Origin of the sequence: Actinosynnema sp. CS-041913 (genome assembly GCF_050942485.1) — a bacterium.
Lineage (GTDB): Bacteria > Actinomycetota > Actinomycetes > Mycobacteriales > Pseudonocardiaceae > Actinosynnema.
On the sequence record NZ_CP192037.1, the window covers coordinates 6,812,655 to 6,826,771 of the forward strand.

At 72.9% G+C, this 14,117-nt stretch carries 10 protein-coding genes; 4 read left to right on the forward strand and 6 right to left on the reverse strand.

The window, feature by feature from the left end:
- Positions 1-9: 9 nt before the first annotated feature.
- From ACQPZF_RS30375 to ACQPZF_RS30385, 3 genes are all read right to left on the reverse strand, one after another.
- A complete protein-coding gene (locus ACQPZF_RS30375; protein ID WP_433262759.1) occupies positions 10-369 on the reverse strand; it encodes a cupin domain-containing protein in 360 nt (119 codons plus the stop codon).
- A gap of 192 nt (positions 370-561) precedes the next feature.
- Positions 562-972 carry a hypothetical protein gene (locus ACQPZF_RS30380; RefSeq protein WP_433262761.1) on the reverse strand — a complete coding sequence of 137 codons (411 nt, stop codon included), beginning with the start codon at positions 970-972 and terminating at the stop codon, positions 562-564.
- Positions 969-2,183, reverse strand: a complete 1,215-nt coding sequence (locus ACQPZF_RS30385; RefSeq protein WP_433262762.1) for a hypothetical protein — start codon at positions 2,181-2,183, stop codon at positions 969-971. Before ACQPZF_RS30385 ends, ACQPZF_RS30380 begins: the two co-directional genes overlap by 4 nt.
- A gap of 76 nt (positions 2,184-2,259) precedes the next feature.
- On the opposite strand from ACQPZF_RS30385, the gene ACQPZF_RS30390 reads away from it, so the two are divergent.
- From ACQPZF_RS30390 to ACQPZF_RS30405, 4 genes are all read left to right on the forward strand, one after another.
- A complete protein-coding gene (locus tag ACQPZF_RS30390) occupies positions 2,260-3,660 on the forward strand; it encodes an SDR family NAD(P)-dependent oxidoreductase (RefSeq protein WP_433262764.1) in 1,401 nt (466 codons plus the stop codon).
- A gap of 203 nt (positions 3,661-3,863) precedes the next feature.
- Entirely contained in the window at positions 3,864-4,595 is a 732-nt protein-coding gene (locus ACQPZF_RS30395) for a hypothetical protein (protein WP_433262766.1), read from the forward strand.
- Positions 4,592-5,530, forward strand: a complete 939-nt coding sequence (locus ACQPZF_RS30400) for an ATP-binding protein (protein WP_433262768.1) — start codon at positions 4,592-4,594, stop codon at positions 5,528-5,530. Before ACQPZF_RS30395 ends, ACQPZF_RS30400 begins: the two co-directional genes overlap by 4 nt.
- Complete coding sequence (locus ACQPZF_RS30405) at positions 5,527-7,794, forward strand: hypothetical protein (protein WP_433262770.1); 2,268 nt, start codon at positions 5,527-5,529, stop codon at positions 7,792-7,794. The genes ACQPZF_RS30400 and ACQPZF_RS30405 overlap by 4 nt, the downstream gene beginning before the upstream one ends.
- A 448-nt stretch (positions 7,795-8,242) precedes the next feature.
- On the opposite strand, the gene ACQPZF_RS30410 is transcribed toward ACQPZF_RS30405, so the two are convergent.
- Genes ACQPZF_RS30410 through fxsT form a run of 3 tightly spaced genes read right to left on the reverse strand, consistent with a single transcriptional unit; the run spans position 8,243 to position 14,109 of the window.
- Positions 8,243-9,388: a hypothetical protein gene (locus ACQPZF_RS30410; RefSeq protein WP_433262772.1), complete on the reverse strand. Its 1,146-nt coding sequence runs from the start codon at positions 9,386-9,388 to the stop codon at positions 8,243-8,245.
- A gap of 31 nt (positions 9,389-9,419) precedes the next feature.
- Positions 9,420-10,382 carry a hypothetical protein gene (locus ACQPZF_RS30415; protein WP_433262773.1) on the reverse strand — a complete coding sequence of 321 codons (963 nt, stop codon included), beginning with the start codon at positions 10,380-10,382 and terminating at the stop codon, positions 9,420-9,422.
- Between the two features lie 19 nt (positions 10,383-10,401).
- On the reverse strand, positions 10,402-14,109 hold the full coding sequence (gene fxsT, locus ACQPZF_RS30420) for an FxSxx-COOH system tetratricopeptide repeat protein (RefSeq protein ID WP_433262775.1): 3,708 nt from the start codon (positions 14,107-14,109) through the stop codon (positions 10,402-10,404).
- Positions 14,110-14,117 lie beyond the last annotated feature (8 nt).

The window sequence follows — 14,117 nt, forward strand, 5'->3', positions numbered from 1 at the left end:
GGTGGACCATCACTCCTCGTCCCGGGCGGTGTACCGCTCCGCCATCTCCAGGTCCCACCAGGCTGCGAAGAACTGGAAGTCCACCGCGGACCGGTTGACCACCTGGTGCTCCTCGTAGGGCCGGAAGTGCACGATGTCCCCGGCCGCGAACGGCACCGGGCCGTCCGCCGTGACGATCTCCGCCGCGCCCGAGACCGCCACCCACACCTCGTGCTCCCGGTGCCCGTGGATGCCGGACGCGGCACCCGGCCGCACCACGCACCACGACCCGTCGAACGGGGCGTTCACCAGCGGCCACGGCATGAGCCGCCGCGCCACCAGGCCGTCGTGGCGGACCAGCTCGTCCGGGTCGAGCCGGCGGATCTCCATGCACGCTCCCCGCATCGACCCCGGAACTGCCGCGCCGATTATCGCGACGCACCAGCCGGCGGCGACAGTCCGCGGCCGAACAGCCCATCGGAGTTTTCTATTGTGGGTACGGGGCTGCGCCCGCGGGGGCGGGGTTGCGCCCTGATGCACCTCGGACTGCCCGGCGGTCGGCGGTGTCCGATCCGTCCTGCGCTAGTCCGAGTGCCGCAGCACGCTCTCCACCTCGGTCCGGAAGACGTTGACGCCGTCCTCGCCGTCCGGCGCGCCGTGCGCCTGGAGCAGGTGCAGCAACGCCACGCCGTGCGCCGACCGGTGGGCCAACGCGCGGAACGAGAACGCGGCCTCGTAGACCGCCACCGACGTGGCCAGCGCCGCCGCCACCGTTGCCAGGAACCCCCACAACGCCCGCCGCCCGGGATCGGCCACCGCGACCGCGCCCAACGCGGCGGCGCCGGTGAAGAGCAGCACGGTGAGGCTCGTGGTCCACCGCCGAGCCGAGGAGTACCGGGCCTGGGCGTGCTCGAACCCGGCCAGCCGCTCCCCCACCCGGTGGCGCAGGTAGGCCCGGAGGAACTGCGAGCGGTGGTCGTCGACGAGGGTCATGACTGGCTCACCGGTTCGTGTCGGTGCCGTGCCACCTCGGTCGCCAGCTCGCGCGCCCGCTCCTCGCGTTCGGTGTCGTCGGCGGCCGGCGGCGCGGCCAGGTGGTCGAAGTACAGGGCGCGCAGGTGCTCGGCACGGATGCGCGCCTCGGGGTTCTCGCCGTTGCGGGACAGCACCGCCAGCACGGCGGCTCCCGCGCCCGCCACCGCCAGCAGCACACCGGGCCAGGGCGCGTCCCGCAGCCAGATCTGCAACGCGCCGAACGAGGTGGTGGCGAACCCGGCCCCGATGGCGAGCACCACCAGCAGCCGAGCCCGGCCACGTTCCCGCAACGCCGCGACCTCCTGCTCGTGCAGGACCGGCGCGACGACCTGGTTGGCCTCGTGGATGGCGTCCGCCAGCAGCGGGTAGTCCAGGACGTAGCCGGGATCGATCACCGGGTGCGGCTCGGGCGCCCGGAACCGCAACCGCGGCCACACCGCCAGCGGCGGCACGGCGGCGTGCAGCTTGGACCCCGGCTTCGCGCCGAGCACCCGGTGCAGCACCGCGACGACGCGGTCCGGACCTTCGTCCAGGTGCACCACGGCGACCTGCCCGCTGCGCACCAGCACGGCGAGGTCGTCGGACAGCTTGCCGCCCGCGATCTCGTCGGCCAGCCCGCCGGTCCCGGCCAGCACCAGCAGCGGCCGGTCCCGGCTCAGGTGGTCGACCAGCGCGGACCGCGCCACCTCACCGCCGCCGACCAGCAGCGCGAGCGCCGGACGCCGGGCGCCCGCGATCGCGTCCACGGTCCGGAACAACGCGGGCACCTCCTCGCCCCAGTGCGAGCCGGGCACCAGCACCGCCGTGTCGTGGCCGGCGTTCAGCCGCACCTCGCCCTCGGCGGGCTCGTCGTCGGCCGCGACCCGGCCGGACGGCGCGACGCCGACCAGCCGCGGCCGGCGCCCGTCCAGCGCCTGGACGGCCAGGCCGACCAGGTGCGCGAGCCCGGTGTCGGCGCCCGCCGTGACCACCACGGCGTCGCGTTCGGCGGCGGCGGCGAGCACCGCCCGCAGCACCGGCAGCACCGATGCCGCCTGCTCGGTCTCCACCGCCTCGGTGGGGCCGAGCAGGGCGAGGACCGGGCGGACCCGGGGCAGACCGAGGGCTCGCGCCCGGATGTCGGCGTCGGGGTGGGCCAGTCGGCGCACCCGCGGACCCGCGGTAGACATGCGGGGGACCTTAGCGGGGCTTCACGCGCATTTCACCCGTCCGGACGACGGATTTTCGGCAGGTAGGATTTTCACCGTGCAAATCGACCCTGCCGAGATGGAGATCGCCCTGCGGGTGCTCGCCCGGGTGGACGAACTTCCCACCGAGCACCCCGACGTGGTGGCCATCCGCCGGGCCACGTCGAGCATCTACAAGAGCGTCCGCAAACGCCGCAAGGCCGCCCGCCGCGAGGCCGTCACGACGGCCGACCGCGCGGTGACCGAGGCGACCGCCACCGGGTCGCCGACCCGGATCGACGACGAGACCAAGGGCGTCCTGCTCCAGGAGCCCGAGCCGGGCGCCGTCGCGGGCACGCTGCTGCGCGCGCGGTCCTGCTACACGTGCAAGCGCCGGTACACCGAAGTGGACGCGTTCTACCACCAGTTGTGCCCGTCGTGCGCGGCGCTGAACCGGGGCAGGCGGGACGCGAGCGCCGACCTGACCGGCAAGCGGGCGCTGCTCACCGGCGGCCGGGCGAAGATCGGCATGTACATCGCGCTGCGGCTGCTGCGTGACGGCGCGCACACCACCATCACCACCCGGTTCCCGCGTGATGCCGTGCGGCGGTTCGCGTCGATGCCGGACAGCGCGGACTGGCTGCACCGGTTGCGGGTGGTCGGCATCGACCTGCGCGACCCGAGCCAGGTGGTGCGGCTGGCCGACTCGGTCGCCGCCGCGGGCCCGCTGGACATCCTGATCAACAACGCCGCGCAGACCGTGCGCCGGTCCGCCGACGCCTACGCGCCGCTGATGGCGGCCGAGTCCACCCCGCTCCCCTCCGGCCCGCTGCCGGAACTGGTGACGTTCGGGCACGCCGTGGAGGCGCACCCCATCGCGCTCACCGACGGGTTGTCCGACGCCGTGCGCGACGTCCTGCCCGAGGTCACCGCGCTGGCGTTGACCGCGGGCTCCAAGGAGATCGACGCGGGCGGCCTGGTGCCCGACGAGCACGCCGTGAATAGCTGGGTGCAGCGGGTGAACGAGGTCGACCCGGTGGAGCTGCTGGAAGTGCAGCTATGCAACAGCACCGCGCCGTTCATCCTGATCTCCCGGCTGCGGCCCGCGATGGCCGCCGCACCCGCGCGCCGCAAGTACGTGGTGAACGTCTCCGCGATGGAAGGCCAGTTCAGCCGCGCCTACAAGGGGCCGGGCCACCCGCACACGAACATGGCCAAGGCCGCGCTGAACATGCTCACCCGGACCAGCGCGGAGGAGATGCTCACCTCGGACGGCATCCTGATGACCGCCGTCGACACCGGCTGGATCACCGACGAACGCCCGCACCCCACCAAGCTGCGGCTGGCCGCCGAGGGCTTCCACGCCCCGCTGGACCTGGTCGACGGGGCGGCGCGGGTGTACGACCCGATCGTGCGCGGCGAACTCGGCGAGGACCTGTACGGCTGCTTCCTCAAGGACTACGCGCCCGCACCGTGGTGATCCGGCCCGCACCCGTGGTGATCCGGCACGCGCGTGGTGATCCGGCCCGCGCCGTGGTGATCCCGGCCACCGCCGGGACGATTCCGTCCACTGTGGAAAGTAGCAACGGGTTTGCGCCATCCGGGTATGCCGGTTAACGGAACCGCTCTCCTGTGCGACTCTCCGTCGGTAGGCTGGGGCAGTCGCCGGGCGTGGGGGTGGGCATGGGTCGCGGGCGGGCTGGTCGCGCCGCCATCCTGTTGTGCCTGACCGCGTTGGTCCAACCGGCGTCGGCGATCGCGGCCTCCGCCGACGCGGACGAGGACGCGAAAGCGGTGTTCTGCCTCGCCGGCGCCCAGCGGCAGCCGTTACGGGACGCCGGAAAGGCCCTGGACCTGGCAGTTCCCCCGGACGTGACGAACTGGCGGCGGGACCGACCCGCCGAGTTCGACCGGGCGTGCTCGGCGTTGTACCGGGCGGTGAAAGCGCCGCCGCCCAACCCGTTCGCGGACGCCCTGCCGTTCCTCACCGCGTTGCTCGGCGCGGTCCTCGCGTTCGCCGCGGCCACGTGGCGCGAGCGGGTGATGCGAGGAAGGCAGGTCGGTGACGCGCTGCGCACGGCGGTGATCGACTTCCACGACGCGGCGCGTGCTTACCTGGACAGTTGGGGCGCCAACCGCCCGGAGGCCGCCGTCCGCACCGCGCGCGGGAAGCTCGTCACCCAGCTCGCCGTCGCGCACACCGACCACCCCCGGTGGACGAAGTTGCGCGGCCTGCGCGACCAGCTCGCCGCCGGTCCGCTGGGCGACCGGCTCACCGCGGGCTGGGCCGGTCCCGACGACCAGCGGACCGCCGCCCTCGTCGCGGCGCTCGACGCCCTGCGCGACGACGTCCTCCTGGTCGCCCGCGCCCTCGGCCGGCCGCTGCGCCGGCAGTCCGCGCTGAAGGCGACATGACCGTGCCCCGCCACCCCATCAACCCGTTCCCGCTGCCCGGCTGGGAACGCACACCGATGCGCCCGCTGCGCCCGTGGGAGCGCAAGGCGCACCGCGACTACTACGTGGACGTGGACGGCGCGGAGAGCGCGTTCCAGGAGTACCAGCAGGAGATCGGCGACCTGACCGGCGTGCTGGAGGACGGCCGGCTGGTGCTGGTCACCGGCGACTCGGGCTGCGGCAAGACGGCGCTGGTCAACCGGTGCGCGGACTGGACGGTGCTGGAGCTGCGCAAGCGCGGCATGCGCGGCGTCGTGGTCGACCTGACGGGGTGCCTGCCGGAGGACGAGGAGCTGTCCATCCAAGAGCGCGCCGTGCAGGTCTGCGACCAGCTATTCGACCAGCTCGTGGACACCCAGGCGCTGCGCCAGACCGCCGTGGACGAGCTGCGCGGCGACCGCGACAACCCGCAGCGCGTGTTCCCCCGGCTGGGCCGGGCGCTGGCCGAGGAGGTCGTGCTGATGGTGCTGCTGCCGTCGCCGAACGAGCTGCTGGACGAGGTGATCCGGTACGCGCGCCAACTGCGCAGCCCACGCGTGCTGTTCTTCGCCGAGTCGGCGTTCTTCGGCGTGGACGACATCGCCGAACTCGTGCGGCGGCTGGAGACGTGGGTTCCGCCGATCACCCTGCTGGTGGGAAAACTGGACGACGGCGATCCGGAACGCTTCGCCGACGACCGGCTCCTGCGTCACTCCGAAGTGGGGATCTATCCACAACTGAGTGATCAGGCGGTCGAATTGCTGAGCCGGATCTGTCAATCCGTCGCCATGCTCCAGCGGATTCTGCACGGCACGTACGAACGAAAACTCGAAACCGGCCTAAGCTACACCGAGGCCGACCTGGTGACCGTCGAAGACATCCGGGCGTACTTGAACGGACTGGGGATGCACCCATGAGCGGCAGCGACGAACTCCCGCCCCCGCGGAAGAACCCCTTCTCGCCGATGGCGGTCGCCCTGATCATCGAGGACTTCCAGGACGACTTCGACGCGGCGGACGTCACGATCGCCACCGACGCCGGGCGGCTGGCCGTCGCGCACCTCGACACGTACCTGGAGGCCGCGCCCGGCGCGGGCACCGTGCTGGCGATCCTCGGCGACTACGGCACCGGCAAGACGCACCTGGCGGTGCGGCTGGTCCGGCACGCCCGGCGGGTGCTGGACGACCCGTCGCGCGCCCTGTACCTGGAGGCGACCGCGGAGAGCTTCGTCGAGCTGTACCGGCGGTTCATGCGGCGGCTCGGGAGGGAGGGGGTGCGGGCGCAGGTCAGCGACTACTACGCGGACATCGTCGCCGACTCGCTGCAGAGCACCGGGCTGACCGCCGACACGCTGGAATGGCTGGGCAGCAGGCAACTGGAGCCGCAGGAGGTGGTGGAGCGGCTCGGCCTCATGGAGAGCGCGCTGCTGCGCAAGGTCCAGGACACCCTGCGCCAGGTCACCAACAACAAGGACTTCGGCACGGCGCTGACCCTGCTGCTGCGGCCGGGTTTCGAGCACGCGGTGTGGTCGTGGCTGCTGGGTGGCGCGCCGGACCAGGTGCTGGTGGAGCGCGGCATCACCACGCCGATCGACACCGAGGTCGCGGCGCTGGAGGCGATGGGCGTGTTCGCCCTGCTGTTCGGCGGGCGGCAGCGGCGGTTCGTGCTGGCGGTGGACGAGCTGGACAAGATCTTCTCCGCCGACAACCAGCCGCAGGCGCGGACCATGGCGGCGTTCCAGACGATGTTGCAGGTGTTCGCGAAGGCCGGGGCGTGCCTGGTGCTGTGCGGGCTGCCGGAGTTCAAGGCGGTGCTGTCGCCCGCGGTGCGGCAGCGCATCCCGTACACGGTCAAGATGTCCGGCCTCAGCCACACGCAGGTGCGCGAGTTCATCATGCGCGCCCAGCAGGCGCTGACCGGGACGACGACGCTGGCGCCGTTCACCCCGGAGACCGTCCGCTACCTGCGGGACGTGGCCGGCGGCAACACGCGCAACGTCGTCCGCCTGTGCCACCGGGTGTTCCGGCTGGTGGACGACCGGGTGCGGGTGACCGGCGACCGGGACGTCACGGCGACCGACGAGATGGTGCGGCAGGCGGCACGCGACCTGTTCGGCTCGCTGAGCGCGGACGACCTGGACGGCGCGGTGCGGCGGCTGCTCGACGCGAACGGCTGGGAGTACTGGCACAACCACCTGCTCGGGTCGGGCGAGGACTCGCTGGCGGACTACTGGGTGACGTTCCCCGACCGGGACGGCGGGTGCGCCGTGCTGCTGACCGGGTCGCTGCTGGACAACGCCGACGTGACGACCGTGATGCGGCGGGTGTCGGCGGTGCGCGAGGCGGAGTCGGACGCCGAGATCATCCTGCTGGTCAACGGGGTGCTGACGGACGGCGTGGCGATCCAGCTACGCGAACCACTGGGCCGCGAGCCGCTGGTGTACTCGGAGCGGACGTTCGCGGACGACTTCAAGGCCCTGCTCGGCGCGACCAGCCGGCCGGACGAGCACGATCCGATCTCGTCCTTGCGGCAGCGGATGGCGCAACTGTCCCGGCAGCAGTCGAGCATCTACGGGTTCATCGAGCAGCTTGCCGAGCACGTGGACGGGATGCGCACCTCGTCCGACCGGCAGTTCGGGGCGATCGGCAGGCAGTTGGCGCTGCTCGTCGGCTCGGCCCCGGCGCGGGCGGCGGCGGACAACCGGCTGCCGGGCGAGGTGGAACGGCTGTTCCGGGACGCGGTGGACGCCCTGGAGAGCCTGATCCAGTTGGACATGATGCTCGACGAGGCCTTCGACTTCGCGCCGCCGCAGACCCAGGAGGCGGTGCACCGTCGGCTGCGCACACCGGAGTTCACGGATGCCGCCGCGAAGGCGATCTTCATCCAGAAGACGGTGTTGGCGTTCCGGGGTGCGGTGGCGGAGTGGTTTCGGGGGGAGGGTGGTTCGGCCGAGGCGGAGGACCGGCTGGAGCAGCTTTGCGGGATTTATGACGACATCGTGGAGTTCCTGCCGCTGTTCGACCTGGATCCGTTGTTCGGGCTGCCGCCTTGGGGTGCGCGGACCGGGGGGTTGGTGGCCGACGTGAGCCAGGTCGCCCGGCGCAACCGGGTGCACGACGCCCTCCGCAACCTCAGTCCTCGGGTTCGGCGAGCGGTGTTGAAGGCTTCGCACACCGGCTGAGGGCCAAGAAGCAGAGCATCCCGTTCTTGTTTTTCAATGTTTTACGCAGCTTGACGGCAGAAGGGTTACCACGGACTCAAAGCGCTCCAGAAGCACGCCGGTCTGGGCTCAAGCCGGGAACATCAAGCAACGGGACCACATCATCGGAAGCCCTAAAATCTGCCGGGGACCGGTGTCAGCGCAAACACGCCGCCCGCAGAGCAACCCGCCCAGCGTGCCAAGCCGCGTACCCAGAAGCAGAACGCGACCTGGCACCCGCAAGTGCACGATCCGTAGCGCGTGTGGCGTTCCGGCCGTCCCTGACAGCTTCAGGGCTTATCGATGATGTGGTCCCGTTGCTTAACGTTCCCGACTTGAGACCAGACGTGCGTAGGTACAGGTCGCCTTGCGTTGTGGTCCCTCTGCGGTGGTTTCGTTTCGTAATACTTCATTGCAAGTGCGTTCCGGACTACCGAACCCGTGCCAACCGCCGAAAAGCGGCCGGCGCCAACGGAAGCGGCAAACGCGGCCGGCGCAGCACGTGGGGTTCCGACACCGCCGACTTGGGCGGACGGACGCGGTCGTAGTAGCCGTTCGTCAAGGCGTGCAGCAGGTTCACCACGACGACCGCCGGCGTGACCACGGCGATCGCCCCGGGGAAGTTCGGCTCCAGCAGCAGCGCCAGGATGATCGCCGTCAGCCCGTTCTGCTGCCCCAGACACAGCCGCATCCGGTCGCCGCGCCACCGCCGGGGCAGCGTCAGCACCCACGCCACGACACCCTGCGACAGGAACGCCGCCGCGCCGAGCACCGCCCCGACCCCGGCCAGCGCCCACGAGAACTCCGCCGCGAGCACCAAGCCGACCGCCAAGGTCGCGGCGAACAATCCGACCTCGGCCAGCCCGTCCACGCACCGCCCTAGGTCCGGCCGGAAGAACAGGCCGATCAGCGCCAGCGCCAACAGCAGCGAGAACTGCACCGCCACGAACCCGACCGCCAGCACCGCGAGCACCAGCACGGTCCGCACCAGCACCCGCACGGCCCGCCGGTGCGCACCGGACACGCGCCGCCGGACCAGTCGCCACAGCACATAAGCACCGCCGGCCAGCGCGAGGTTGAGCGCGAAGTTGACCGAGAACGCCCCGAACCCGCCGACCGCACCGCCCTGCAACGCGAACGACGTGATGTAGACCGTCAGCAGCACGGTGATCGGATCGTCGAACGACGCCCACGCCGACAGCAGCGCCTTCGCCGACGGCGACATCCGGGACTTGGCGCGCATCGCCGCCACCGACAGCGGGTCGATCTGGGCGACCGCCACCGCCAGGATGAGGTGCCACGGCTCCCGGTACACCAGGTACATCACGCCGAAGATCAGCACGACCTTCGCCAGCACACCGAGCGTGACCGCGAGCACCACCGTCCGGAACTGCCTGCGGAATTCCGCGATCTCGATACCGCTCGTGCTGGCGTACAGGCCGAACCCCAGCAGCGCGGTGATGAAGAAACCATAAGCCGCGGATTCGTCGACTGCACGAAGTCCCCATTGCGCGGCGACCAGCCAGCCCACGCCGAGAGCGGCTAACAGCGCAACCGAACGGACAGCGGGCGTCACCATTCCAAGGTAGGTAATCACCGCACCCGTTTCAAGGCCCGGATGGAGTGAGCCGGGTGGCCAAAGCGGACATTCGATCATCCGCCTCCCCGACCTGCGCCTGGTCGATGGTCACGCCCACGACGTATTCGCCCGGACCGAGCCGGTAGTAGTAGACCGCGCCCATCTCCACGTCCAGCACCGCGCGCACCAGCAGCCCGCCCACCACCGGCCGCACCGCCCGGTTGAGCCGGGTCGCCAGCCCGCCCAGCTCGCGCACGAACCCGAGGTAGAACCGCCGCCGTGCCTCCACCGTGACCTGCTTGAAGAACGGGCCCAGCGACGGGTCCGCCAGGTGGTCGACCATGGCCAGCACCTCGCCGCCGGCCACGTGCGCCACCAGGTGCAGGTCCTGCGCCCGCACGGCCTCCGCGCACGCGTCCAGCGCACCCTCCCCCGCCGACACGTGCGGCTCGCGCGGACCCGCGCCAGGCAGGGCCTGGGGTGCGCCGAACGTCTCCCACCCGCCGGGGTTGAGCGAGCCCAGGCTCAGCTCGCCGCGCAGGCCGGTGGCCAGCTCCGCGATCGCCCGGTCCGCCTCGTCCACCGCCGGGTGCCCGAACAGCGGTCCCGCGCCCGCGTGGTCCAGCACCAGGCCCACGACGTGCTCGGTGGGCACCACGGAGTCGCAGAACAACGCGCCCTGCTCGGTGTGCAGCACGGTCCGGATCAGCCGCCCGGTGCGGGCCTCCTGCAACGCCCGGTCCAGCGACGTGACCTGGAACGTCAGGTGCCGCCCGAGCCGCTTGAGCTCCTCGCGCCGGGTGCCGCCGGGCAGCGCGTCGGGCGGGGACGGCGGGTCGCCCAGCGCGTCCACGCCGAAGTCGAACACCCCGCTGCTGTAGTGCGCGAGGTAGTGCAGCGCGGGGCTCTTGACGATCGCCGCGCGGCAGGCGTGCCGGGTGGTGTCGAACTCGGGGCCCAGGTGCTCGGCCTCCTCCTCGTACAGCTCCACGCTGCTCCCTCCTGCGCGCTCAGGTGTGCGGGACGTCGACATCGCACTCCCGCCAGTCCTGGTCGGCCGGGTGCGCCGCCACCCGCAGGTTGTGCGCCGCCACGGCGGTGTGCGGGTGGTCGGGCCCGAGGAACTCGACGCAGTCGGCGTGCGCCTCGGCGATCAGCACGGCCGCCTGGTCGGTCTCCCCCGCCGCCGCGCGGACCCGCGCCTCGTCCACGGCGGCGGCCAGCGTCCACGGGTGCGTGTCGCCCAGCCGACCGCGCAGGGTCTCCGCCGCCGCCGCGACGCCGTCCACCGCGCCCGCGTGGTCGCCGACCGCCCCCAGCGCGAGGCCCAGGCCCAGCCGGCACAGCGCGATGAACGGGTGGTGCTCCCGGATGCCCTCCAGCCCCTGGAACCCCTCCAGCGCGGTCCGCGCCAGCTCCACGGCCAGCTCCGGGTCGCCGCCCACCCGCCGGTGGTCGGCGGCGAAGCTCAGCGCGCAGCCCAGCGTGTACGGGTGGTCGGGGCCGATCAGCTCGCGGTAGTCCCGCAACGCCTTGCCGGTGCGTTCCTTCGCCGCCCGCGTGCGACCGGCGAGCCGCAGCGCGATGGCGTAGTTCCAGTGCACCCCGACCTGGGTCTGGTTCAGCTCCGGGCGCAGGCTCTGGAGCTTCTGCGACGCGGCCAGCAGCGACTCCAGCGCCTCCGGGTAGCGCCCCAGCTCCCGCTGGTAGAGCCCGATCTGGGCGAGGGTGACCCAGGTGAACGCGTCGCGTTCGCCGAACAGCCGCCGGCGGCGGCGGAAGTTGTCCTCCTCCAGCGTCAGCGCGCCCGCCGCGTCGCCGGACAGGAACATCGACGACGCCAGGTTGTTCGCCGCGCGCCGGGTGTCGGGGTGGTCCTCGCCGAGCACCGACCGCAGGCTCTCCCAGGTGGCCTGGTCCTCCACCAGCGCCTCGGTGAACAGGCCCAGGCCGCGCAGGTCGCCGCCCCGGCCGCGCGCGGTGATCAGCGGCTGCGGGTGGGTGAGGTCCAGCGCGCGGCGCTGCTGGGCGAGCGCGAGGTCGTCCAGCCGCAACGCCTCGGCCGGTTCGCCGAGCACCCGGTGCACGTTGGCGAGCTGGGCGGCCAGCCGGTTGCGCAGCGGGTCGTCCGCGCCGAACCGGCGGGTCCACGACTCCAGCAGCTCGCGGCCCGGCTCCAGGGCGGCCCGCCGGACGCCCGCGCCGCCGTCGGTGAACAGGAACCGCACCTGGTTGACCAGCCAGCGGCGCACCTTCGGGTCGGCGCTGCGCACCGCGCCGGACGGGAACACGTGCTGTTGCAGCTCCTGGAACCGGACGCGCCGGGTCGGCGACTTGTCCTCCACCTCGGTCGGGGCGTAGGCGGCGAGCGCGGCCAGCACGTCCGCCTGCCGGGCGTCCCGTTCGGCGGGCGGCATCCCGACGCGCAGCGACCGCTGCACGACCCGGTGCAGCCGCAGCGAGTACTCGTCGCCCCAGTCGACGCGGAACAGCCCGTGCCGCGCGCCCGCCCACAGCACCCGGTCGATCTCGGCCGCGTCCAGCTCCAGCGGGGCGGCGTCGACGCCCCCGACGGCGATCAGCCGGTCCAGGAACGCGGGCGAGCGCACCAGGCCGAGCGCGACGCCCTGCGGCGACAGGAACGCGCACAGCCGGGCCAGCAGCACGGCGACCCGGCCGATCCCGTGCTCCCGCAACGATCCGGTCACCACGTCGACCACCCGCGCGACACTGTCCACTTCGGACTGGCCGATCCGGTCGAAGAAGGTGCGCACCGCCCAGCCCGCGGCGTCCGCGTCCGACGAGCCCGCGCCGCGCTCGGCCCGCACGGTCTCCGCGAGCCACGCCCCGGCCAGGTCCAGCGCCAGCGGCAGGTGCCGCACCTCCGCCGCGACCCGCCGGGCGTCGTCCGCGGTCAGCCCGCGCACCCGGTCCAGCAGCATCGCCACGCTGTCCGCCGCGGTCATCGGGACCAGCTCGATGGACGGCGCGGCGGCCGTGTTCGAGGTGATCAGGACGTGGCCGGTCGCGCCCGGCGGCAGCAGGTCGGCGATCGCGTCCAGGTCGTCGGCGTTGTCGTAGACCAGCAGGAACCGGCCGTAGGACGGGTCGGTGGCCAGCCGGTCCAGCGCCGACAGCGAGCCGAAGTCGGTGGAGCCGGGCAGCCGCAGCCGCACGGCCAGCTCCGCCAGGCCCACCTGCACGGACTGCCGGTCCTGCGCGGACAGCCACCACACGGCGTCGTAGGCGGCGGAGAACCGGTAGGCGTACTCCAGCGCCAGTTCGCTCTTGCCCACGCCCGGCTCGCCGTTGAGCGTGACGACCGCGCGCTCGTCGCCCGCGTCGGCGAACTCGTCGCGCAGCGCCTCGATGTCCTCGTCCCGCCCGACGAACGCCCGGTGCCGCGGCGGCAGCCGGAACACCACCGGGTCCTCGCCGGGGAGCCGCATCGGCGCGTCGTGCGCGGTGCCGGGCCGGTCGATCAGGCCGAAGTGCCCGAGCAGCTTGGCGCTCAGCGTCTCCGGCAGGTGCTCGTGCACGGACAGGCCGTCCCCGCCGTCCTCGGCCAGCAGCAGCCGCAGCACCGTGACGCCCGGCGGCGGCTCGACCTCGTCCAGGTGCGGCGAGACCAGCACCACCACGCCGGTCGGGTACGCGTCGGCCTGCGCCACGTCGGCGAGCGGCACCACCTGCGCGCCCGCCCGCTCCAACTGGCCGCGCACCCAGTCGGCCCAGGCCCGGTCGCGCGGCGCGTAGACGACGGCCACCCGGTCCGCGTCGGCCGCGGCGGTCAGGCCGAACACCCGGCGGTAGCGGGCGCGCAGCACGGCGGGCACCGGCGCGCACGCGGTGACCTCGCCGCCGCTGACGGCCGCCGCGAGCCTGCCGTACTGCGCTTCCAGGCCGCCGCCGCCGCTGGGCTCCTCGGCGAGGATCGCGAGCAGCGGGTCGAAGGCGTCGAACGGCCGGTACGGGATCTCGACCGTGCCGCCGTCCGGCACCCGCTTCGCCTGCCCGGCCAGCAGTTCCGCGAACGCGGCGTGGATCTGCGAGCGGATGCGCTGCGCGCGGGACTGCTCGGCGTCGTCGAACAGCGTGGCCACCGGCACCACGTCGATGCGGATCGGGGCGCGCTTGCGCACCTGCGCGGCCAGGTCGGCGGCGTCCGCTATCGCCCTCGGGCGCGGCCGGAAGCACACCACGGCCAGCTCGCACAGCGTCGCGATCAGCGTCAGCGACTCGTCGGCCATGCCGGTGGGCGCGTCGATCAGCACCTGGTCGTAGTCGGATTCCGCGAGCCGGGCCCGCAGCTCGGCGATCGCGCCCGCGTCGCCGTGCTGCGACTCGGGGCGCGGCCGGCCCGCCGCGTCGGTCGGCATCGGGGCCACCACGTCGATGTGGCCGGTGGCGTCCGGCACGGGCGGCGCGAACCGCTCCACCACCGGCGGCGGGTCCTCCTCGTGGGACGGGTCCGCGAGGTAGGCGGCGAGCAGCGCGCGGCCCAGCGCGTCCGGCAAAGCCTGGCGGGACACCAGGAACGGCTCCAGGTACTCGCGCACCCGCGGCACCTCCGAGCCCCAGTCGACCACCAGCACCCGCCGGCCCGCGCCGGCCAGCACCCACGCCAGGTTCGCCACCGCGCTGGTCCGCCCGGTGCCGCCGGTCGCCGACAGGAACGCCGTCACACCGGTGTGGACATGGCCCGCGGGGCTGCTCATCGACTGCT

Bases quoted from the DNA above. Each gene is read 5' to 3' on its own strand.
- ACQPZF_RS30405 (WP_433262770.1), top strand. From the start codon at position 5,527: ATGAGCGGCAGCGACGAACTCCCGCCCCCGCGGAAGAACCCCTTCTCG.
- ACQPZF_RS30400 (WP_433262768.1), top strand. From the start codon at position 4,592: ATGACCGTGCCCCGCCACCCCATCAACCCGTTCCCGCTGCCCGGCTGG.
- ACQPZF_RS30385 (WP_433262762.1), bottom strand. From the start codon at position 2,183: ATGTCTACCGCGGGTCCGCGGGTGCGCCGACTGGCCCACCCCGACGCC.
- ACQPZF_RS30380 (WP_433262761.1), bottom strand. From the start codon at position 972: ATGACCCTCGTCGACGACCACCGCTCGCAGTTCCTCCGGGCCTACCTG.
- ACQPZF_RS30375 (WP_433262759.1), bottom strand. From the start codon at position 369: ATGGAGATCCGCCGGCTCGACCCGGACGAGCTGGTCCGCCACGACGGC.
- ACQPZF_RS30395 (WP_433262766.1), top strand. From the start codon at position 3,864: ATGGGTCGCGGGCGGGCTGGTCGCGCCGCCATCCTGTTGTGCCTGACC.
- fxsT (WP_433262775.1), bottom strand. From the start codon at position 14,109: ATGAGCAGCCCCGCGGGCCATGTCCACACCGGTGTGACGGCGTTCCTG.